The following is a 20,157-nucleotide window of genomic DNA, read 5'->3' on the forward strand; positions in this document are numbered from 1 at the left end:
AGGGTGCGGCGGTCGCGGAGGGCGGCGGGGAGCTCCAGCGGTCTCAGCTCTCCTGGTCCACGTGCAGCGCCTGCTGCTCGGCGCCCTCGGTCGGCCACTCGTTCTCGACGGCGGAGGCCTCGCCGGCGGCGTCGTCGGCCGGCATCCCGGTCTCCTCGTCGACCCCGGCCGCCACCTGGACCTCGCCGTCGACCTGCGCCTCGACGGCACCGTCGGGGTCGAGCGGGTCGGCGACCGGCGCGCCCGTCGTCCCGACGTCGCCCACCCCGTCGACCGCGTTCTCCGGGTCGTCGACGGACTCGTCCAGGTCCATCGCGGGCGTGGCCGCGATCGGCCGGCCCGGCGGCTCCTCGGCCACGACGTCGGGCTCCTCCTGCGGGAGCCGGTAGGCGATCGTGTCCTGCTCCTCCGCCTCGAGGGTGCCGCCGAGCTTGACGTCCCGGCTGTAGTCCTCGGCGGTGTCCATCCCGTCCTCGAGCGGGTCGGCGCCCATCCGGTCCTCGTCCATGACGAGGGCGGGCTCGGAGTCCAGGGCGCTCGTGTCGTTGTCCACGATCGCCTCGGCCTGCTCGGCGAACTGCTCGCTCACGGTGGTTCTCGCTCCCCGGTCTGCTCGAGTGCATGGTGCACGGTCGACCCAGCGTTCCCCGCAGCGGGTCGCCCCATGCGTGCACTCAGCGGTGGCGTCCGCCGTGCCGGTGTGCGTCGGCACGCTCCCGGGCCCGTTCGATCTGCCGGAGGATCCGCTTCTGGACGACCACCGCGACCTCGCGCGCCTCCCTGACCTCCGGTGGCGCGGTGCGCGTGCGGCGCGGCGCGGAGGACCGCGTCGTCTCCGCGACCGGCCGCTCCCGGGTGGTGACGGCGGGCGGGGTCACCTCGGGCGGCACGATCGGGTTCCCGACGGCGGGTGGGGTCAACGTGGCGGCCGCGCCCGCGGCCGGGGCCAGCGACGACGGTGCCACCGGGGCCGGGCCGCCGGAGGTCAGCGCGACCCCGACGACGGACGCGCCCACCGCCAGCACCCCGGCCGCGCCGGCGGCGACCAGGGCCGGCCGTCGACCCCCGACCTGCCGGACCTGCTGGGCGTCGGGATCCCAGCCCGCGATCTCGTCCTCGCCGGCACGACGCAGCACCACCGCCTGCGGCCCGGTGGAGGGCGCAGCGAACGGGTCAGTGGGGAGGCTCATCGTTCGTCCTATCGGCGCAGTGGCCGGGGACGTTACCGGTTCGTGACCTCGGCCGCCTTCGCGCGCAGCTCGAACTTCTGGATCTTGCCGGTGGACGTCTTCGGCAGCTCCTCGACGACCTCGACGTCGCGGGGGGCCTTGTACCGGGCGATCTGCGTCTTGACGTGCTCGACGACGTCCTCGGGCTCCACGGTCTGCCCCTGCCGCAGGGTGATGAACGCCTTCGGCCGCTCGCCCCAGCGCTCGTCCGGAACGCCCACGACGGCGGCCTCGAGCACCGCGGGGTGCGAGAGCACGGCCTGCTCCACCTCGACGGTCGAGATGTTCTCCCCGCCGGAGATGATGATGTCCTTCGCCCGGTCGCGGAGCTCGACGTAGCCGTCGGGGTGCATCACCCCGAGGTCGCCGGAGTGGTACCAGCCGCCGGCGAACGCCTTCGCGGTCGCCTCGTCGTCGCGGTAGTAGCCGCTCATCACGTTGTTGCCGTGCATGACGATCTCGCCCATCGTCTCCCCGTCGGCGGGGACGTCGACGAGCTGCACCGCGGCCCAGTCGGTCACGTCGTCGGGCATGGTCTCCACCACCCGCACCGGATCCGCCTGCACCATCGCCACGCCCTGGCGGGCCTGCAGCTTCGCCCGTTCCGTGGCGTCCAGCGACGCCCACGAGTCCTGCCACTGGCACACGGTGTAGGGCCCGTAGACCTCGGTGAGCCCGTAGACGTGCACCACCCGGAACCCGAGGCGCTCCATCTCCAGGATCGTGGTCGGAGCCGGCGGGGCACCCGCCGTCGTCACCACCAGGGCGTAGTCGAGCGTGCGCGCCTCGGCCGCGTTCATGATCGTCGTGACGACCGTCGGGGCGCCGTTGAGATGGGTGACGCGGTGCTCGCCGATCAGGCCCCAGATGACGTCCCCGCGGACCTCGCGCAGGCACACGTGCGTGCCTCCGATCGCGGTCAGCGCCCACGGCGTGCACCAGCCGTTGCAGTGGAACATCGGCAGCGTCCACAGGTACACGCTCGACGGGTCGTGGTAGCTGTGCACGATCTCGCCGAAGGAGTTCAGGTACGCCCCGCGGTGGTGGTACTGCACGCCCTTGGGCTTGCCGGTGGTGCCCGAGGTGTAGTTGATCGTGATGGTCGACCGCTCGTCGTCGACCGCCCACGGCAGGTCGTCACCGTCGTCGCCGCGGGCCAGCAGCGCCGCGTAGCCGTCGTCGGCCGAGCCGGCGTCCGGGCCCTCCGGGTCGACGTGCACGACGATCTCCCGGACCGTCTCCAGCGACTCCCGGATCGGCTCGACCGCCGCCAGCAGCGCCGAGTCGACGATCAGCACCGTCGCGCCGGAGTGGTCGAGGATGTAGCGGACCTCCTCGGCCGACAGGCGCGTGTTCACCGCGACCAGCACCGCGCCCGCGAGGGGCACCCCGAAGTGCGCGTGCAGCATCGCCGGGACGTTCGGCAGCAGGCACGCCACCCGGTCGCCCGGTCCGACGCCGGAGGCCCGCAGGCCCCGCGCCAGGCGCTGCGCGTCGCGGGCGAACTCCGCGTAGGTCCAGCGGGACGCGCCGTGGACGATCGCCGTCTTGTCCGGGTACACCCCCGCCGAGCGCTGCAGGAACGACAACGGCGTCAGCTCGGTGATCCACGTGGTGGGCGGCACGGACCGCATCATGCCCGCGCCCACCGGCTCAGCACCATGAGCGTCTTCGTCCCCGTGATCGTGCCCGCGCGGCGCAGCCGGTCGATGACCCGCTGCAGGTCGGCCAGGTCGCGGGCGCGGACCTGGACGAGGGCGTCCGGGTCGCCGGCGATCGTGTAGACCGCCTGGACCTCCGGGACGGTGGACGCCGTGGAGACGATGTCGTCGACCGGGGTGCTGCCCGCGTAGCGGACCTCGGTGAACGCCTCGACGCCCCACCCGAGGCGGGTCGGGTCGACCTGCACCGTGAACCCGGTGATCACCCCGATCTCGCGCAGCCGGTCCACGCGCCGCTTCACCGCCGCGACCGAGAGCCCGAGGCGTGGGCCCATGTCCGAGAACGTGCGCCGTCCGTCCTCACGTAGCAGCGCCAGCAGGCGGTGGTCGGTGTCGTCGACGTCGGCAGCTCGTGGAGCGGTCACGCAACGAATCCTCGCTGTCCGGCCCGATTCGCGTCGAGTCTTGCGCGTCGTCGTCGTAGCGCTTGTCCCCTGTGCGCGGAGTCGGTTCCATGGTTCCGTTCGACGCGCCCCTCCCACCGGAGCGGGGCGTCGTCGCGGAGTCGCGGCGAGGTCACCCCTGCGCCCCCACCGTCTGCGTGATCCCTGACCTCCCGCGCCTCCCGGAGCATCCGATGACCGCCCGCGTCACCGAGCCGACGACCGGCACTCCTGCCTCCACGCCCACCCTCGATGCCCTCGTCGAGGTCGAACGGCGGGTGCTGTGGCTCGCCACCGCGATCGTCGACCACGCCAACCGCGTGCGCCCCAATCCGGGCGGGCTGAAGGTGGGCGGCCACCAGGCGTCGTCGGCCTCGATCGTCTCGATCATGACGGCGCTGTGGTTCGGTGCCCTGCGCGCCGAGGACCGGGTGTCGGTCAAGCCGCACGCCTCGCCGGTGCTGCACGCGATCAACCACCTGCTCGGTGACCTGGACGCCCGCTACCTCACGACACTGCGCGAGTCCGGCGGCCTGCAGTCCTACCCGTCGCGGTCCAAGGACCCCGACCCCGTCGACTACTCCACCGGGTCGGTCGGCATCGGCGCGACCGCCCCGATCTGGGGGGCGATCGCCCGCCGCTACGCCGACGGGGTCGGTGCGCGGGCCGGCACCGGCCGCCAGTTCTCGCTGGTCGGGGACGCGGAGCTCGACGAGGGCGCGGTCTGGGAGGCCGTGCTCGACCCGATGGTCCGCGAGATGGGCGAGGTCACCTGGATCGTCGACTTCAACCGGCAGTCCCTCGACCGCGTCGTCCCGGACATCTCGGCCACCCGCCTGCAGGGCCTGTTCGAGGCCGCGGGGTGGCAGGTGATCACGGTCAAGTACGGCCGGGTGCTCGGCGAGCTGTTCGCCCGCGAGGGCGGCGACGCGCTGCGCCGGCGCATCGACACCATGACCAACCCGGAGTACCAGCGCCTGCTGCGCTGCACCCCGGAGCAGCTGCGCGACCGGCTCCCCCAGGGCCTTCCCGACGACGGGGCCCGGGTGGCCGAGCTGCTCGCGTCCATCGACGACGACACCGTGTACGCCGCGATCCGCAACCTCGGCGGCCACGACCTCGGCGCCCTGCTCGACGCGTACGCCCGCATCGACGACACCCGCCCCACGGTGGTCTTCGCCTACACCGTCAAGGGCTACGGCCTCGCAACGCAGGGCCACCCGCAGAACCACTCCTCGCTGCTGTCTGAGGCGCAGATGCGCGAGCTCGCCGCCTGGGTGGGCGCCGACCTGGACGAGCCGTGGCGCCCGCTGCCGGCCGACTCCCCCGCGGCCCGCCTGTGCGCGGACGCGGCGGCACGCCTCGAGCGGCCGGACGTCGCCGCGGCGGCCCCCGTGAGCGTCCCGACCGACCTGGGCCGCCCGCCGTCGGGAACGGGCAACACCCAGCAGGCCCTCGGCCGCGCCCTGCTCGACCTGACCCGCTCCGCGCCGGAGGCGGCGCGCCGCGTCGTGACCTGCTCCCCCGACGTCGCCTCGTCCACGAACCTCGGCGGCTGGCTGAACAAGGTCGGCTCGTGGGCGGTCTCGGAGCGCCGCGACTGGTTCGACGACGACGCCGAGACGATCCTGCACTGGCGCGAGCGGCCGACCGGCCAGCACATCGAGCTGGGCATCGCGGAGACCAACCTCGTCGGGCTGCTCGGCGAGCTGGGCGCGACCTGGTCGCGGTGGGGTGAGCCCCTGCTGCCCATCGGCGTGCTCTACGACCCGTTCGTCGCCCGCGCGCTCGAGCCGTGGGCGTTCGGGATGTACGCGGGCGGGCAGTCGATCCTGGTGGGGACGCCGTCGGGGGTGTCGCTGGCCCCGGAGGGCGGCGCGCACCAGTCGATCACCACGCCGTCGATCGGGCTGGAGCAGCCGGGCTGCGTCGCCTTCGAGCCGGCGTTCGCGATCGAGGTGACGTGGTGCCTGCTCGACGGGCTGGGCCGGCTCGGCCGCCCCGACGGGTCGTCCTCGTACCTGCGGCTGTCCACCGCGCCGGTGGACCAGTCGCTGGCCGCGGTCCCGGACGATCCGGCCGCCCGCGAGGAGCGGCGGCGCCAGGTCGTCGCCGGTGGGTACGTGCTGCGGCGCTCGTCGGAGGCGCCCCGCGTGACGATCGCGGCCATGGGCGCGACGGTGCCGAACGCGCTGGCGGCGGCGGACCGGTTGGGCGCTCTCGGCGTGCCGGCCGACGTCGTCGTCGTGACGAGCGCCGACCGGCTGTTCCGCGCCGTGCGCGCGCGGCGCTCCGACACCGGCGACCCGTCGTGGATCCTCGACGCCTGCTTCCCGGTCGACCGTGCGGCGCCCCTGGTCACGGTGCTCGACGGGCACCCGCACACCCTGGCGTTCCTGGCGGGCGTGCACGGGGTGCGCGCCGAGCACCTGGGCGTGACCGACTTCGGCCGCTCCTCGGACCTGGCCTCGGCGCACGCGCTGCACGACATCGACGCGGACGCGATCGTGAGATGCGCTGTGCGCCTGTGAGGAGCACCTCGGCCGACGGCCGCTGTGGCACAGTGATGCCCGTGAGCATCGACCTGGGGCGGGCCGAGGCCGTCGTGCGTGAGCAGGCCGCGCGCGCCGGCGTCCCGGTCGAGCGGTGGGTCCTCCGGCTCGCGGCCGAGCACTCGGCGCGGGAGCACGCGGCGTGGCACCGCGACAATCCCGGTGTCCTCGAGGCGGAACTCGCGGAAGTCGAGGCCGCACGACTCGCGGACTGACACACTCCCGTGTCGTGCGCCGCGGAGATCTGATCGCCTACGAGCCGGTTCTCGCGACCCGACCAGGCGTCTCCCGACTCCGTCTCATCGTCAGCTCCGACGCCGTGAACGACGCCGACCTCGCCGTCGTCCTCGGCCTGCCGGTCACCCCTTCCGACCGCGGCGGCCTGTTCTCCGTTCGCATCGGCGACCACGGCTGGGTCTCGGCCCTCAGCCTCGAGGCCGTCCTCCGTTCCCGCCTCGGCGAGGTCGTCGGGCATGCGGCGGACGACGAGCTCCAGGAGGTCGGGATCGCTCTCCGGGCCGCCCAGGACCTGTGAACGGGAATTCGAGCAACCAGCACGAGTGAACCGAGCTCCGACCTGGCGTCAGGAACGGGCGTACTCCGGGGGTTCCCCCGAACCCGGCTCCGTGGGGAGGCCCGCCGCCCGCCAGGCGGCGAAGCCCCCGACGACGTCCGTGGCGCGGTGGATGCCCAGGTCCTGCAGCGCGGCCGCGGCGAGCGAGGACGTGTAGCCCTCGGAGCACAGCACCACCCAGGCGACGTCGTGGTCGGTCGCCTCGGGGATACGGGCCTCCGACGTCGGGTCGAGCCGCCACTCGAGGTGGTTGCGCTCGATCACGACGGCGCCGGGGACCTCGCCCTCGCGCTCGCGCTGCCAGCCGGGCCGGATGTCGACCAGCCGCCCGCCGTCGTCCAGGGCCCGGACCGCCTCGGCCGGCTCGAGGCGGGTCAGCCGGGCGCGCGCCGCGGCGAGCAGGTCTGCGATCGTCGTCACTCCGGCGATGCTCCCGGCTCGACGAGCTCGGAGCGCGTCCGGGTCAGCGTGCCGCGCTCGACCCCGTAGTAGGACATCGCCGAGAGCGGCGGCGAGTAGGCGTGCACGCTCACGGCGGCCTCGGTGCGGCGGTTGGACACGTCGTGGACGTGGCCCAGCGGGAAGGCCGCGCCGGACCCCGCCGTCAGGGTCCGTCGCCGCAGGCCGGGCCCGCGGGCGGCGAGCTCCTCGGGGCTCGCGAGGTGGTCGTCGTCCTGCCCGGCGGTCCAGCGCCACTCGGTCAGCTCGCCGCGCACGACGGTGAGGGCGCCGATCGAGCCGCCGTGGTCGTGCAGCTCGGCGGCCTGCTCGGTAGCCCAGCTGATCAGCCAGACATCGAGGTGCGGGTCGGCGTGCAGGCGCCGCGACCAGCGGTGCGACTCGTCGACCTCGACGGGGTGCAGGCCGGCGACGACCTCGGCGGCCACCTGGCGCGTCAGGGCGGTGAGGTCGGCGAGGCTCACCGGGGTGGGGCCGTCGTGCCAGCGGCGGCGGTCGCCGTGCAGCGAACGGGGCAGGAAGGAGGGGGACAGGACTGCGGTCATGACGATGCCTCGCGGTGACGCGCGGCCGGGTGCCGGCCGCGGACGACGCTCCCCGGGGCTCGGCGCCGCGCAGGGAACGGAAGGAATCGTTAGCGACAGTGCTGGTCGAACAGGTGCCCGCGACGGCTCACCCAGAACGGGTCGATGCGGACGCGGAGCAGCACGTGAGATTCATACCAGTTCCTCCGTCGGGCAGGGTGTCGGACCCCCGACCTAGCCTGGACTCCGTGCCCGATGCTCCCCCCGACCGGCCCCAGGGCTGGGTCCGCCGGCTCGCCCGCGACTGCTGGCGCCACCGCGCCCTGACCGCCTCGTCGGTCGGCGCCTCGGTGCTGGGCGTGAGCCTGGAGTCGGTCGGGCCGCTGCTGACGGCGGTCGCGGTCGACCGCGCGGTGCGCGGGTCCACCGACGGGCTCGGCCTGATCGTGGCCGCGGTCGTCGGGCTCGCGCTGGTGAAGTTCGCGATGGCGTTCCTGCGGCGCTACCTCGGCGGGCGGCTCTCGCTGTCGGTGCAGCACGACCTGCGCCGCCGGGTGTTCGGCTCGATCTCGCGGCTCGACGGCCCGCGGCAGGACGCGCTGCGCACCGGGCAGGTCGTCTCGCGGGCGAACTCGGACCTGCAGCAGGTCCAGGGCCTGCTCGGGATGGTGCCGTACTCGGTGGGCACGCTCGCCCAGGTCGTCGTCTCGGTGACGATCATGGCGTTCCTGTCGCCGCTGCTCACCGTCGTCGCCCTGATCACGCTGCCGGTGGCGCTGGCCTTCACCACCGTGATGCGCCGGCGGCTCTTCCCGGCGACCTGGGCGGCGCAGCAGCGGGCGGCCGAGGTGGCGCAGTCGGTGGAGGAGGCCGTCACCGGGGTCCGCGTGGTCAAGGGCTTCGGCCAGGAGGAGCGCGAGACCGGCAAGCTCGCCGGCCTGGCCTCCCGGCTCTACGGCGAGCGGCTGCGGGCGGCCCGCCTCACCGCGCGGCTCACGCCCACGCTGTCCGCGCTGCCCACGGTCGGCCAGCTCGTGGTGTTCGCGCTGGGCGGCGGGCTCGCGCTGGGCGGGCAGATCACCATCGGGGTGTTCCTGGCCTTCACCACCTACATCGCGGCCCTGATCGGCCCGGCCCGCATGGTCGCCGCCGTCGTGGTGACGGGGCAGCTGGCGCGCGCCGGGGTGGAGCGGGTCTACGAGCTCATCGACTCCCAGCCCGACATCGTCGACCCCCCGGGCACCCCGCCGGTCCCCGACGGGCCGGTCACCCTCGAGCTCGACGGCGTCCGCTTCGGCTACGCGCGCAGCGAGCCGGTCCTCGACGGGCTCTCGCTGACGGTGCGGCCCGGCGAGACGCTCGCGGTGATCGGGACGGCGGGGTCGGGCAAGTCCACGATCGCCCTGCTCATCCCCCGCTTCTACGACGTGCAGGACGGGGCGGTGCGGGTCGCGGGCCGTGACGTGCGGGAGCTCTCGCTCACCTCGCTGCGCCGCACGGTCGGGGTGGTCTTCGAGGAGGCCTTCCTCTTCTCCGACACCGTGCGCGCCAACATCGCCTACGGCTGCCCCGACGCGACCGACGAGCAGGTCCGCGCGGCCGCCCGCGCCGCCCAGGCCGACGAGTTCGTGTCCGCCCTGCCCGAGGGCTACGACACCCGGGTCGGCGAGCGCGGGCTGACCCTGTCCGGCGGGCAGCGCCAGCGCGTCGCGCTCGCGCGGGCGCTGCTCTACGACCCGCGGCTGCTCGTCCTCGACGACGCGACCAGCGCCGTCGACGCCACCACCGAGGCCGCGATCGGCGAGACGCTGCGCGCGGTCACCGCCGAGCGCACCACGCTCGTCATCGCGCACCGGCGCTCCACCCTCGCCCTGGCCGACCGGATCGCGGTGCTGGACGAGGGCCGGGTGGTCGACGTGGGCACCGCCACGGAGCTCGCGGCGCGGTGCGACCTGTTCACCGCGCTGCTCGCGGGGCCGGGCGAGCGGATCGACGAGCCGGTGCGCGACGGCGTCGGGCCCGGGCCGTCCGGGGTCACCGACGAGCTGTGGCCGGCCTCCCCCGACCCGGACGACGCCGCCGACGCGCCGCCCACCGATCGCGGGGCGCCCGACGTCTCGGCCGGGCTCGACGGGTCGGTCTCCTCGCGGGAGATGCGGGCCGCGCTGGCCACCCTCCCGCCCGCGGACGAACGGCCGGACCTGCACGGCGAGGACCCGACCACCCCCGACCCGGGCTTCCGGCTCGGCCGGCTGCTGCACCCCGTCCGGTGGGCGCTGGCCGGCGTGATCGCCCTGGTGGCCCTGGACGCCCTCGCCACCATCGCGTTCCCGTCGCTCGCCCGGCTCGCGGTGGACGGCGGCATCAACGGCAACTCGCCGGCCGTGCTGGGTGTGGCGGTCGGCATCGGCCTGGTCGTCGTGCTCGTCGACTGGGTGGTGGTCTGGTTCCAGACGGTGCTCACCGCGCGGGTCGGCGAGAGCCGGCTCTACCTGCTGCGCGTGCGCAGCTTCGCCCACCTCCAGCGGCTCGGCCTGGACTTCTACGAGCGCGAGCTCGGCGGCCGGATCATGACCCGGATGACGACGGACGTCGACGCCCTGTCGTCGTTCCTGCAGACCGGCCTGGCCCAGGCCGTCGTCGCGCTGCTCACCGTGCTCGGGGTGGCGACCGCGCTGCTGGTCACCGACGTCGAGCTCGGCCTGGTCTCGCTGTCCGTGATGCCGGTCCTGATCGTCGCGACCGTGATCTTCCGGCGGCTGTCCTCGGTGGCCTACGCCGACGCCCGCGAGCGGATCAGCGTCGTGAACGCCGACCTGCAGGAGAACGTCGCCGGGCTGCGGGTGGCGCAGGCGCACACCCACGAGCAGCGCTCGGCCGCGGACTTCGCCGACCACTCGGACGCCTACCGGCGCGCCCGGCTGCGGGCGCAGCGGCTGATCGCCACCTACTTCCCCGGCGCGAACCTGCTCTCCGACGTCGCCCAGGCCGCGGTGCTCGGGGTCGGGGCGGCACGGGTCGCCACGGGCGACCTGTCCTCGGGCGTGCTGGTCGCGTTCCTGCTCTACCTGGCCATGTTCTTCGGGCCCGTCCAGCAGCTCTCGCAGGTCTTCGACGGCTACCAGCAGGCCCGGGTCGGCCTCACCCGCATTGCCGAGCTGCTGCGGACACCGACCACGGTCCCCGCCCCGACCGACCCGGTGCCGGTCCACGGTCTGCGCGGCGAGGTGGAACTGCGCGACGTCGGGTTCGCCTACGCGGGATCCGAGGGTTCCCCGGCCCTGTCGGAGGTGTCGCTGCACGTCCCGGCGGGACGCACCGTCGCGCTGGTCGGGGCCACGGGCGCGGGCAAGTCGACCGTGGTGAAGCTGGTGGCACGGTTCTACGACGCGAGCCGCGGCGCGGTGCTGGTCGACGGCATCGACGTCCGCCGCTACGACCTCGCCGGGCTGCGCCGCCGGCTCGGTGTGGTGCCGCAGGAGGCCCACCTGTTCGTCGGCGACGTCGCCTCCAACATCGCCTACGGCCGCCCGGACGCCACCCCGGCACAGATCGAGGAGGCCGCCCGGCGGGTCGGGGCGCTCGACGTGGTCGCCTCGCTGCCGGCCGGTTTCCGCCAGCCGGTCGGGGAGCGCGGCGGTGGGCTGTCGGCGGGTCAGCGCCAGCTGGTCGCCCTCGCCCGGGCCGAGCTGGTCGACCCGGCGCTGCTGCTGCTCGACGAGGCCACCGCCGCGCTCGACCCGGCCACCGAGTCGGCCGTGCTCGCCGCGGGCGACCGGGTGGCGGCCCGGCGCACCACGTTCGTCGTCGCGCACCGCCTGGCCACCGCGGCCCGGGCGGACCGGATCGTGGTGCTGCACGGCGGCCGGATCGTCGAGGAGGGCACCCACGACGAGCTCCTCGCCCGCGACGGCCGGTACGCCCTGCTGTGGCGGACCGGGGCGAGCACGGCCGACGACGCCGAGGAGCTCGTCGACCGGGAGGAGATGCAGGTGGGGAGTGCGGCGGGGCCATGACGCCCCCTCGACGTCACGGCCCCGCCACCAGGCCTCCGCACGCACCCCCGGTGACGGTTCAGGTGCGGATCGTGTGCACCACCAGGTTGTCGGTGTAGCTGCGCGCCCCGCGGTCGAACTCGCCCGCGCACGTGACCAGCCGCAGCACGTCCCCGCGGACCGCGCCGAACACCGCGAACGTCGGGAAGCGGTCCTTGGCCACCTGCTCGGTCCGCGTCACGGCGTACCGCGCGGTCGTGCCGTCCGCGCGGCCCACCTCGACGACGTCCCCGGGCCGCAGGTCCCGCAGGCGGTAGAACACCGCGGGCCCGGTGCGGGAGTCGACGTGCCCGAGCAGGACCGTCGGCCCGCGCCCGGCTCCCCCGGCGAACCAGCCGACCCGGTCGTAGTCCGCCGGCACCTCCGCCGTGCCGTCCGCCGTGAGCCCGAGACGCTGCACGTCGTCGCGGGCCACGTCGATCGCCGGCACCCGCACCGACACCGGTGCCGTCGGATCGGTCTGGCCCGCCCCCGTCACGACGGCGGGTGGCGGGCCGGCGGGCGCCCCCGCCGTCGGGGACGGTGCGGCGCAGCCCACGACGAGCAGCACCGCACCCACGGCCGCGAGGACCGCGACGACCACCGGGACCCGCCGTCGGGACGGCACGCTCAGGCCCGCGACCGCCGGTAGGCGACCGCGCCGGCCGCCCCCGTCGCGAGGACGGCCGCGGCCCCGAGCGCGATCGGGGCGGCGTCACCGGCGTCGGCGCCGCCGGCGCCGGTCTCGACCCCGCCCATCGGCACGGGCGTCAGCTGGCCGCGGACGGTGCCCGCGGTGTAGCCGGCGGTGTGGGTGTCACCGAAGAACGCGGACGGGTTCGCCTCGATCTGCTTCAGCGAGAAGCCCGTGCCGCTGTCCTGGCCGTTCGCCATCACGCCGGTGGTGAACGGGCCCTTCAGGCAGCCCGAGCTGGTGCGGACCTCGCCGTCGCCCTCCGGGTTCGGGAAGGCGATCCGCGGCGGACCGGAGACCCCGGACGCGGCCTCGTGGATGTGCGTCGCCGTGCGGGCCGGGCTCTGGTACTCGCCGGTGACGCCCTCGAGGCGGAGGTCGTAGCAGATGACCTCCTCGTCGGAGTTGATCCGGTAGTCGAAGGTGCCGGTCGCGCCCGGCTCGCCCGGGGCCGGCTGGTTGTTCTGCCCGATCACCATGTCGGGGGTCGCCATCACGGTGAACATGCTGGTGAAGCTCGACGGCTCGTCGACCTGGCCGTCCTGGGCGAGCGCCGTCCCACCGGAGAGCGCGAGCGCGCCGACGGTGACGGCGGACAGGGCGGCGAGCCTGACGGGGGTACGACGCACGGGTCCTCCTGGGTGGTTCGTCCGTTTGCTCCCCTCCCTACGGAGCGCGGGTCACCGGCGTTGACCGGTCCGGGCAGGAATTCCGGGGCGACCGCAACGCCGGACGGCCGGCGTCCGTATCCATCCCGTGCGCTCTTCCGCCCCGCCACACCCGCGGCCCGGCACCATGGCGCTCGTGCAGCGGGAGGTCCGGGTGGACGAGGCCGACGGGGCCGACGGGGCCGACGGGGCCGACCCTGTCGCCGTCGCGCCCGACCTGCGGCGGCCGGCCGACCTCGAGGCCGCCTACCGGGCGCACGCGGGCGAGCTGCACCGCTTCGTCACCCGGCACCTGCGGGACGCGACGGCGGCCGCGGACGTCGTCCAGGAGGTGTTCGTCCGCGCCTGGCGGCACGCCGAGCGCTACGACGCGAGGGTGGCCGGCCTGCGCGTCTGGCTCTTCACGATCGCCCGCAACCTGGTGGTCGACCAGGTCCGCCACGACCGGGCCCGTCCCGGCCGGCCCACCGATCCGGGCGTGCTCGGCGAGGTGGCCGAACGGGCCGCCCGGGACCGGGGCCGCTCGTTCAGCGACGACCTCGTCACCGCCTGGTTCCTCGAGGAGGCGCTGGGGATGATCGGGGCGGACCAGCGGGTCGCCATCGTGGAGACCTCGCTGCGCGGCCGTCCCTACGCGGAGGTGGCCGCCGAGCTGGACGTGCCGGTCGGGACACTGCGCAGTCGCGTGTTCCACGGTCTGCGGAACCTGCGCTCGATCCTGGACGACACCGGAGTGCCGCTGTGACCCTCCCGCCCGACGAGCACGAGGCCCTGCGCGACCGGCTCGGCGCCTACGCCCTCGACGGTCTGGACGCCGCGGAGCGCGACGCCGTCGAGACCCACCTGGCCGGCTGCGCCGACTGCCGCGCGGAGCTCGCCGCCGTCGCGCCCCTCGCCGGGCCGCTGGGCCTGGTCGACCCCGACCTGCCCGCGGCGGCCCGCCCCGGGGACGCCGGTCCCGGCCCGGGCGGCTTCGACGACGTCCTGCGCCGCATCGGGGCCGAGGACGCCGCCGGGCCCGGACCCGCGCCGGTGCGCCCGCTCGCCCGGCCGCGACCGGCCCGCCGGACCGGCCTGCTGCTCGCCGCCGCGGGCCTGGTGATCGCCCTGGCGGGTGCGGCGGCCGGCTTCGGGCTCGGTGCCCGCAGCGCGCAGGGCCCGGTCGAGCCGGTCGCCGTCCAGGCCCTCGCCCCGGGCGTGGAGGCCGACGCCGGGACGATCGCCCACACCTGGGGCGTCGAGGTGGTGCTGACCGCCCGCGGGTTCGACGCCGGCCGGACCTACCTCGTCGCCGTCATCGACCGGGCCGGTCGCCCGGTCGGCGCCGGGGCCTTCGTCGGCACCGGTACGGCCGAGATGGTCTGCCGGCTCAACTCGCCGGTCCTCCCCGCCGAGGCCACCGGGTTCGTCGTGACGACGGGACAGGGCGACGAGGTGCTGCGCAGCCGCTTCGCCTGAGGGGCCGCGGAGGGGCCGATGTACCGGTGCAGTGCGCGACACGGCACCCACCCACGCGCGCGCGGGGCGCTAACCTGGTGTCCGTTTCCGTTCCCGCGCGTGATTGAGGCGATCTCCAGCCGTGTCGACGAGCAGCCCGGCAGCCCAGTTCGGTCCCAACGAGTGGCTGGTCGACGAGATGTACCAGCGGTACCTCGCGGATCCGGACTCCGTGGACGCGGCCTGGCACGAGTTCTTCGCGGACTACGCGCCCGACGACGGGTCGAGCGTCGCGGGGGCGAGCTCGGCGTCGTCCACCCCCTCGTCCAACGGCTCCGTCTCCGGGTCGGCCGACTCGGGCGCGACCCGCACCGAGCGCAACGGGTCCAGCGGATCCGGCACGGCCGGGGCCGCGAAGTCCGCCTCGTCCAACGGCACGGTCACCAACGGCGACGCCGCGACGAAGCCGGCCGACCCGGCCACGCAGCAGAAGACGGCGGAGAAGCCGAAGGCCGAGCCCACCTCCGAGCCCAAGGCCGACGCGAAGGCCGACGCGAAGGCCGAGGCGAAGGCCGAGGCCAAGCCCGCCGCCGGGTCGACCACGCCCGCGAAGGCCTCCGGCGACGGGTCCACCGACGAGACCGTCACCCCGCTGCGCGGCGCGGCGAACGCGATCGCCAAGAACATGCAGGCCTCGCTCGAGCTGCCGACCGCCACGAGCGTGCGCGCGGTGCCCGCGAAGCTGCTGGCCGACAACCGCATCGTCATCAACAACCACCTCAAGCGCACCCGCGGCGGGAAGGTCTCCTTCACCCACCTGCTGGGCTACGCGATGGTCCGGGCGCTCGCGCAGTTCCCGTCGATGAACCGCCACTACGGCACCGACGCCAAGGGCAAGCCCGCGGTCGTCGACCCGGGGCACGTGAACCTCGGCCTCGCGATGGACCTGCCCGGCAAGGACGGCTCGCGCTCGCTCGTCGTCGTGGCCCTCAAGGGCTGCGAGACCATGAACTTCGCCCAGTTCTGGGCCGCCTACGAGGACATGGTCCGCAAGGCGCGCTCGGGCAAGCTCGGCACCGAGGACTTCTCCGGGGTGACGATCAGCCTCACCAACCCGGGCACGATCGGCACCAACCACTCCGTGCCGCGGCTGACCGTCGGGCAGGGCACGATCGTCGGCGTCGGGGCCATGGAGTACCCGGCCGAGTTCCAGGGCGCCAGCGAGGAACGCCTGGCGAACATGGGCATCAGCAAGATCATCACGCTGACGTCGACGTACGACCACCGGATCATCCAGGGCGCCGAGTCCGGCGACTTCCTGCGCCGCATCCACCACCTGGTGCTCGGCGAGGACGGGTTCTACGACGACATCTTCGCCTCGCTGCGGATCCCCTACGAGCCGATCCGGTGGGTGCAGGACCTGCCGGAGTCGAACATCGACCGCACCGCGCGGATCCTCGAGCTGATCGACGCCTACCGGGACCGCGGCCACCTCATGGCCGACACCGACCCGCTGGACCACCCGCAGCGCAAGCACCCCGACCTGGACATCCAGAGCCACGGGCTCACGCTGTGGGACCTCGACCGCGAGTTCCCGGTCGACGGGTTCGCGGGCCGGCAGTGCATGAAGCTGCGCGACATCCTCGGTGTCCTGCGCGACTCGTACTGCCGCACCATCGGCGTCGAGTACATGCACATCCTCGACCCGGAGAAGCGCGCCTGGCTGCAGGAGCGCATCGAGGTCCCGCACGAGAAGGTCTCCGCGGCCGAGCAGAAGTACATCCTGTCGAAGCTCAACGCCGCCGAGGCGTTCGAGGCCTTCCTGCAGACCAAGTACGTCGGCCAGAAGCGCTTCTCGCTCGAGGGCGCCGAGACCGTCATCCCGCTGCTGGACGCGGTGCTCGACGAGGCCGCGGCGCACGAGATGGACGAGGTCGTCATCGGCATGCCGCACCGCGGCCGGCTGAACGTGCTCGCCAACATCGTCGGGAAGCCGGTCTCGCAGATCTTCCGCGAGTTCGAGGGCAACCTCGACCCGGGCCAGGCGCACGGCTCCGGTGACGTGAAGTACCACCTCGGCGCCGAGGGCAAGTTCTTCCGCATGTTCGGCGACGGCGAGACCACGGTCTCCCTGACCAGCAACCCGTCGCACCTCGAGGCGGTCGACCCGGTCCTCGAGGGCATCGTCCGGGCGAAGCAGGACATGCTCGACAAGGGCCCGGACGGCTTCACCGTCATGCCGGTGGCGATGCACGGCGACGCCGCGTTCGCCGGGCAGGGCGTGGTCGCGGAGACCCTGAACCTGGCGCTGCTGCGCGGCTACCGCACCGGCGGCACCGTGCACGTGATCGTCAACAACCAGGTCGGCTTCACCACCGCCCCGGAGCACACCCGCTCCACGCACTACTGCACCGACGTCGCGAAGATGATCGACGCCCCGGTCTTCCACGTGAACGGCGACGACCCGGAGGCGTGCGTCTGGGTGGCGCGCCTGGCGGTCGAGTTCCGCGAGCGCTGGAACTCCGACGTCGTGATCGACATGGTCTGCTACCGCCGCCGCGGTCACAACGAGGGCGACGACCCCTCCATGACGCAGCCCGAGATGTACGACGTCATCGACGCCAAGCGCTCGGTGCGCAAGACCTACACCGAGTCGCTGATCGGCCGCGGCGACATCTCGCTCGACGAGGCCGAGCACGCGCTGCGCGACTACGGCAGCCAGCTCGAGCACGTGTTCAACGAGGTCCGCGAGCTGGAGAAGGCCGAGATCGAGCCCAGCCCGTCGGTCGAGTGGGAGCAGGCGGTCCCGAACTCGCTGCAGACCGCGGTGCCGCTGGAGGTCGTCCAGCGGATCGCCCGGGCGTTCGCGGAGCCCCCGGAGGGCTTCTCGGTGCACCCGCGGGTCAAGCCGGTGCTCGAGCGCCGCGGGAAGGCCGCCTCGACCGAGACCCAGGAGGGCATCGACTGGGCGTGGGCCGAGCTGCTGGCGTTCGGGTCGCTGCTCATCGACGGCAAGCTCGTGCGACTCTCCGGACAGGACTCGCGGCGCGGCACGTTCACCCAGCGCCACTCCGTGCTGATCGACCGCAAGACCGGCGAGGAGTACGTCCCGCTGCGCCACCTGACCGCCGACCAGGGCCGCTTCATGCCCTACGACTCGGCGCTCTCGGAGTTCGCCGCGGTCGGCTTCGAGTACGGCTACTCCGTGGTCAACCACGACGCCCTGGTCTGCTGGGAGGCGCAGTTCGGCGACTTCGTCAACGGCGCCCAGTCGATCATCGACGAGTTCATCTCGTCCGGTGAGGCGAAGTGGGGCCAGACCTCCGACGTCGTGCTCCTGCTGCCGCACGGCCACGAGGGCCAGGGCCCGGACCACACGTCGGGCCGCATCGAGCGCTTCCTGCAGCTGTGCGCGGAGGGCTCGATGACGGTCGCGGTGCCGTCGTCGCCGTCGAACTACTTCCACCTGCTGCGCCGGCACGCCACCGACGGGGTGCGCCGCCCGCTGATCGTCTTCACGCCGAAGTCGATGCTGCGCAACAAGGCCGCGGTCAGCCCGGTCGAGGAGTTCACCTCGGGCGGCTACCGCCCGGTGCTCGACGACCCGACGTTCTCCGCGAACGACAAGGCCGCCGGCGCCTCGAAGGTGCTGATGTGCGCCGGGAAGATCTACTACGAGCTCGTGGCGGCCCGGGAGAAGGCCGGCCGCACCGACGACATCGCGATCGTCCGGATGGAGCAGCTCTACCCGGTCGCCGGCGACGAGATCGCGTCGATCATCGGCCGGTACCCGGGCGCGAAGGAGATCGCCTGGGTCCAGGAGGAGCCCGCGAACCAGGGTGCGTGGCCGTTCCTCGGCCTCATGCTGCCGGAGAAGGTGGAGGGCCTGCGGGGCCTGCGCCGCATCTCCCGGCGCCGCATGGCCGCGCCCGCGGCCGGCGTCGCGAAGGTGCACGAGGTCGAGCAGAAGGCGCTGATCGCCGAGGCGATCGGCTAGCAGCCGTGTACTTCACCGACCGCGGCATCGAGGAGCTGGAGGACCGGCGGGGCGAGGAGGAGGTCAGCCTGTCGTGGCTGGCCGACCGCCTCCGCGCCTTCGTCGACGCCCACCCGGAGCACGCCGGGGCCGCGGACCGCTTCGCGGTGTTCCTGGCCCGCGACGATTCCGACGACGAGGTGGACTGACGTCCATGTGAGCACTTTTCGGCGCTATAGCACCGAAAAGTGCTCACGAGCCGTAGGCACCTACCCGATACCCGCCGACGACAGCCAGTCGCGGGCGACCTGCGCGGGGTCCGGCCGGTCGGGCCCGGCGAGGCGCGCGTTGAGGTCGGTCAACGTCGCGGTGTCCATCCGCTGGGAGATCAGGTTCAGGACGTCGCTCACGGCCGGGTTGCCCAGCTTCGCCGCGTTGACCAGCGGCACCACCTGCTGCGCCGCGAAGTTCGACCGCGGGTCCGCGAGGATCACGAAGTCGTTCTCCACGATCGCCGGGTCGGTGGTGAACAGGTCCGCCGCCTGCACCGTGCCGTCGCGCAGCGCCGCCACCGTCAGCGGACCGCCGGCGTCGAGCGACCGGAACTCCCGGAACGTGCAGCCGTAGCTCCGTTCGATGCCGGGGATGCCGTAGGGACGCGTCTGGAACTCCGGCGGCCCCCCGAACACCATGGTCGGGCACAGCGGACCGAGCTGGTCCAGCGAGGTGATATTGTTCTGCGTCGCGAACGCACGGGTGACCACCACGGCGTCCTTGTCCTCCGCCGGGCTGGGTTGCAGCACCCGCAGCGACGGCGGCAGCTTCTGCTGGACCTGGGCGTAGACGTCCGCGGGGGCCGTGGCGGTGGCCTGGGCGTCCAGGTACTGCAGCAGGTTGCCCGTGTAGTCGGGGATGAGGTCGATCGACCCGTCGCGCAGGCCGGGGAAGTACGTCTCGCGGCTGCCGATGCCGAACTGGCGCTCGACCTTGACCCCGCGGATCGACAGGGCGGTCGCGTAGATCTCGGCGAGCAGCCGGTTCTCGGTGAAGTTCGCCGAGCCGATGCGGATGGTGTCGCCGGCCGCGGGGGCCTGCGGCTGGGAGGCGAGCGGGTCGCCCCCGCCACCGCACGCGGCGACCAGGAGCGCGAGGGCGGCGAGGAATGCGGCGCCCAGGGCGCGGGTCGGTCTCACGGGCATCAGCCTCCAGCGGTGACGGTGTCGGTTCGGGGAGCGGGTTTCCGGGGCGATCGAGCACGCCGGCCGGGGGTGACGGCCTTCTGCAGGCCCTGCAGCAGGACCTCGAGCACGATCGCGAGCAGCGCGACGAGGACGGCCCCGGCGGCCATCTGCGTGAAGTCGCGCTGCGCCTGACCGTCGACGATGTACCGGCCGAGCCCGCCGAGGGAGACGAACGCGGCGATCGTCGCGGTGGCGACCACCTGCAGGACCGCGGTGCGCAGCCCGGCCACCATGAGCGGCAGCGCGTTCGGCAGCTCGACCTGCAGCAGGATCTGCCGTTCGGTCATGCCCATCCCGCGGGCCGCGTCGACCGCGGCCGGGTCGACGCCGGACACGCCCGCGTAGGTGCCCGCGAGCAGCGGCGGCACCGCCAGCAGCATCAGGGCGAGCACCACCGGGGTGAGCCCCAGGCCGATGAGCAGCACGAACAGCACGAGCACGCCGAGCTCCGGCAGCGCGCGCAGCCCGTTCGCGACCCCGACCACCAGAAGCCGGCCGCGGCCGGTGTGCCCGATCCAGGCGCCGAGCGGCACGGCGATCACGGCGGCCACGAGGACGGCGAGGGCGGTGTAGCCGAGGTGCTGGAGCAGGCGTGCGGGGATGCCGGTGGACGCGGACCACTGGGCGGGGGCGGAGAACCAGGCGAGGAGCGAGGAGAGCACGGC

Annotated in this window: 18 protein-coding genes; 8 read left to right on the forward strand and 10 right to left on the reverse strand. The window is 73.9% G+C overall.

Translation table 11 applies throughout. The features are described 5' to 3' along the window. Positions 1-43: 43 nt before the first annotated feature. The 4 genes from WCD74_RS13575 to WCD74_RS13590 form a co-directional block, all read right to left on the reverse strand. Positions 44-589, reverse strand: a complete 546-nt coding sequence (locus tag WCD74_RS13575) for a hypothetical protein (RefSeq protein WP_337695362.1) — start codon at positions 587-589, stop codon at positions 44-46. Between the two features lie 85 nt (positions 590-674). Continuing rightward, on the reverse strand, positions 675-1,190 hold the full coding sequence (locus WCD74_RS13580) for a hypothetical protein (protein WP_337695363.1): 516 nt from the start codon (positions 1,188-1,190) through the stop codon (positions 675-677). Between the two features lie 32 nt (positions 1,191-1,222). Further along, positions 1,223-2,863: an acyl--CoA ligase family protein gene (locus WCD74_RS13585; RefSeq protein ID WP_373696083.1), complete on the reverse strand. Its 1,641-nt coding sequence runs from the start codon at positions 2,861-2,863 to the stop codon at positions 1,223-1,225. Beyond that, a complete protein-coding gene (locus tag WCD74_RS13590) occupies positions 2,863-3,315 on the reverse strand; it encodes an Lrp/AsnC family transcriptional regulator (protein WP_337695365.1) in 453 nt (150 codons plus the stop codon). Before WCD74_RS13590 ends, WCD74_RS13585 begins: the two co-directional genes overlap by 1 nt. Positions 3,316-3,527: 212 nt before the next feature. Here WCD74_RS13590 and WCD74_RS13595 point away from each other — a divergent pair, with 212 nt between their 5' ends. Genes WCD74_RS13595 through WCD74_RS13605 form a run of 3 tightly spaced genes read left to right on the forward strand, consistent with a single transcriptional unit; the run spans position 3,528 to position 6,420 of the window. After that, positions 3,528-5,864 (forward strand): thiamine pyrophosphate-binding protein, encoded by a 2,337-nt coding sequence (locus tag WCD74_RS13595; RefSeq protein ID WP_337695366.1) that lies wholly within the window; start codon positions 3,528-3,530, stop codon positions 5,862-5,864. Positions 5,865-5,905: 41 nt separating this feature from the next. Further along, positions 5,906-6,100, forward strand: coding sequence for a hypothetical protein (locus WCD74_RS13600; RefSeq protein ID WP_337695367.1), 195 nt, complete (start codon positions 5,906-5,908; stop codon positions 6,098-6,100). 14 nt (positions 6,101-6,114) lie between these two features. Further along, positions 6,115-6,420 carry a type II toxin-antitoxin system PemK/MazF family toxin gene (locus WCD74_RS13605; RefSeq protein WP_337695368.1) on the forward strand — a complete coding sequence of 102 codons (306 nt, stop codon included), beginning with the start codon at positions 6,115-6,117 and terminating at the stop codon, positions 6,418-6,420. 48 nt (positions 6,421-6,468) lie between these two features. Here the strand turns inward: WCD74_RS13605 and WCD74_RS13610 are convergent, their stop codons facing one another. Both WCD74_RS13610 and WCD74_RS13615 read right to left on the reverse strand, forming a co-directional pair. Next, positions 6,469-6,879 (reverse strand): rhodanese-like domain-containing protein, encoded by a 411-nt coding sequence (locus WCD74_RS13610; protein ID WP_337695369.1) that lies wholly within the window; start codon positions 6,877-6,879, stop codon positions 6,469-6,471. Next, complete coding sequence (locus tag WCD74_RS13615; protein WP_337695370.1) at positions 6,876-7,463, reverse strand: cysteine dioxygenase; 588 nt, start codon at positions 7,461-7,463, stop codon at positions 6,876-6,878. Before WCD74_RS13615 ends, WCD74_RS13610 begins: the two co-directional genes overlap by 4 nt. A gap of 227 nt (positions 7,464-7,690) precedes the next feature. Between WCD74_RS13615 and WCD74_RS13620 the strand changes: the two genes are divergently transcribed. After that, the gene (locus WCD74_RS13620) at positions 7,691-11,458 is read left to right on the forward strand and encodes an ABC transporter ATP-binding protein (protein ID WP_337695371.1); all 3,768 of its coding nucleotides are present in this window, start codon (positions 7,691-7,693) and stop codon (positions 11,456-11,458) included. A 58-nt stretch (positions 11,459-11,516) separates the two neighbouring features. On the opposite strand, the gene WCD74_RS13625 is transcribed toward WCD74_RS13620, so the two are convergent. Together WCD74_RS13625 and WCD74_RS13630 are read right to left on the reverse strand one after the other, a co-directional pair. Next, positions 11,517-12,104, reverse strand: a complete 588-nt coding sequence (locus tag WCD74_RS13625) for a sortase domain-containing protein (RefSeq protein WP_337695372.1) — start codon at positions 12,102-12,104, stop codon at positions 11,517-11,519. Between the two features lie 2 nt (positions 12,105-12,106). After that, complete coding sequence (locus tag WCD74_RS13630) at positions 12,107-12,799, reverse strand: CHRD domain-containing protein (protein ID WP_337695373.1); 693 nt, start codon at positions 12,797-12,799, stop codon at positions 12,107-12,109. A gap of 175 nt (positions 12,800-12,974) precedes the next feature. Between WCD74_RS13630 and WCD74_RS13635 the strand changes: the two genes are divergently transcribed. The 4 genes from WCD74_RS13635 to WCD74_RS13650 all read left to right on the forward strand — a co-directional run bounded on the left by WCD74_RS13635 (position 12,975) and on the right by WCD74_RS13650 (position 18,460). Next, positions 12,975-13,583 (forward strand): sigma-70 family RNA polymerase sigma factor, encoded by a 609-nt coding sequence (locus WCD74_RS13635; protein ID WP_337695374.1) that lies wholly within the window; start codon positions 12,975-12,977, stop codon positions 13,581-13,583. Beyond that, positions 13,580-14,296 (forward strand): zf-HC2 domain-containing protein, encoded by a 717-nt coding sequence (locus tag WCD74_RS13640; protein WP_337695376.1) that lies wholly within the window; start codon positions 13,580-13,582, stop codon positions 14,294-14,296. The genes WCD74_RS13635 and WCD74_RS13640 overlap by 4 nt, the downstream gene beginning before the upstream one ends. 121 nt (positions 14,297-14,417) lie before the next feature. Continuing rightward, entirely contained in the window at positions 14,418-18,272 is a 3,855-nt protein-coding gene (locus WCD74_RS13645) for a multifunctional oxoglutarate decarboxylase/oxoglutarate dehydrogenase thiamine pyrophosphate-binding subunit/dihydrolipoyllysine-residue succinyltransferase subunit (RefSeq protein WP_337695377.1), read from the forward strand. A 5-nt stretch (positions 18,273-18,277) separates the two neighbouring features. Further along, the gene (locus WCD74_RS13650; RefSeq protein ID WP_337695378.1) at positions 18,278-18,460 is read left to right on the forward strand and encodes a DUF6104 family protein; all 183 of its coding nucleotides are present in this window, start codon (positions 18,278-18,280) and stop codon (positions 18,458-18,460) included. A gap of 60 nt (positions 18,461-18,520) precedes the next feature. On the opposite strand, the gene WCD74_RS13655 is transcribed toward WCD74_RS13650, so the two are convergent. Both WCD74_RS13655 and WCD74_RS13660 read right to left on the reverse strand, forming a co-directional pair. Further along, complete coding sequence (locus tag WCD74_RS13655) at positions 18,521-19,450, reverse strand: ABC transporter substrate-binding protein (protein WP_337695379.1); 930 nt, start codon at positions 19,448-19,450, stop codon at positions 18,521-18,523. Continuing rightward, entirely contained in the window at positions 19,450-20,154 is a 705-nt protein-coding gene (locus tag WCD74_RS13660; RefSeq protein ID WP_337695380.1) for an ABC transporter permease, read from the reverse strand. Before WCD74_RS13660 ends, WCD74_RS13655 begins: the two co-directional genes overlap by 1 nt. Between the last annotated feature and the right edge of the window lie 3 nt (positions 20,155-20,157).

Origin of the sequence: Actinomycetospora aurantiaca (genome assembly GCF_037401875.1) — a bacterium.
Taxonomy (GTDB): domain Bacteria; phylum Actinomycetota; class Actinomycetes; order Mycobacteriales; family Pseudonocardiaceae; genus Actinomycetospora; species Actinomycetospora aurantiaca.

Excerpts from the sequence above, each read along its gene's own strand:
- WCD74_RS13580 (WP_337695363.1), bottom strand. The coding sequence starts at position 1,190 with ATGAGCCTCCCCACTGACCCGTTCGCTGCGCCCTCCACCGGGCCGCAG.
- WCD74_RS13585 (WP_373696083.1), bottom strand. The coding sequence starts at position 2,863 with ATGCGGTCCGTGCCGCCCACCACGTGGATCACCGAGCTGACGCCGTTG.
- WCD74_RS13595 (WP_337695366.1), top strand. The coding sequence starts at position 3,528 with ATGACCGCCCGCGTCACCGAGCCGACGACCGGCACTCCTGCCTCCACG.
- WCD74_RS13615 (WP_337695370.1), bottom strand. The coding sequence starts at position 7,463 with ATGACCGCAGTCCTGTCCCCCTCCTTCCTGCCCCGTTCGCTGCACGGC.
- WCD74_RS13655 (WP_337695379.1), bottom strand. The coding sequence starts at position 19,450 with ATGCCCGTGAGACCGACCCGCGCCCTGGGCGCCGCATTCCTCGCCGCC.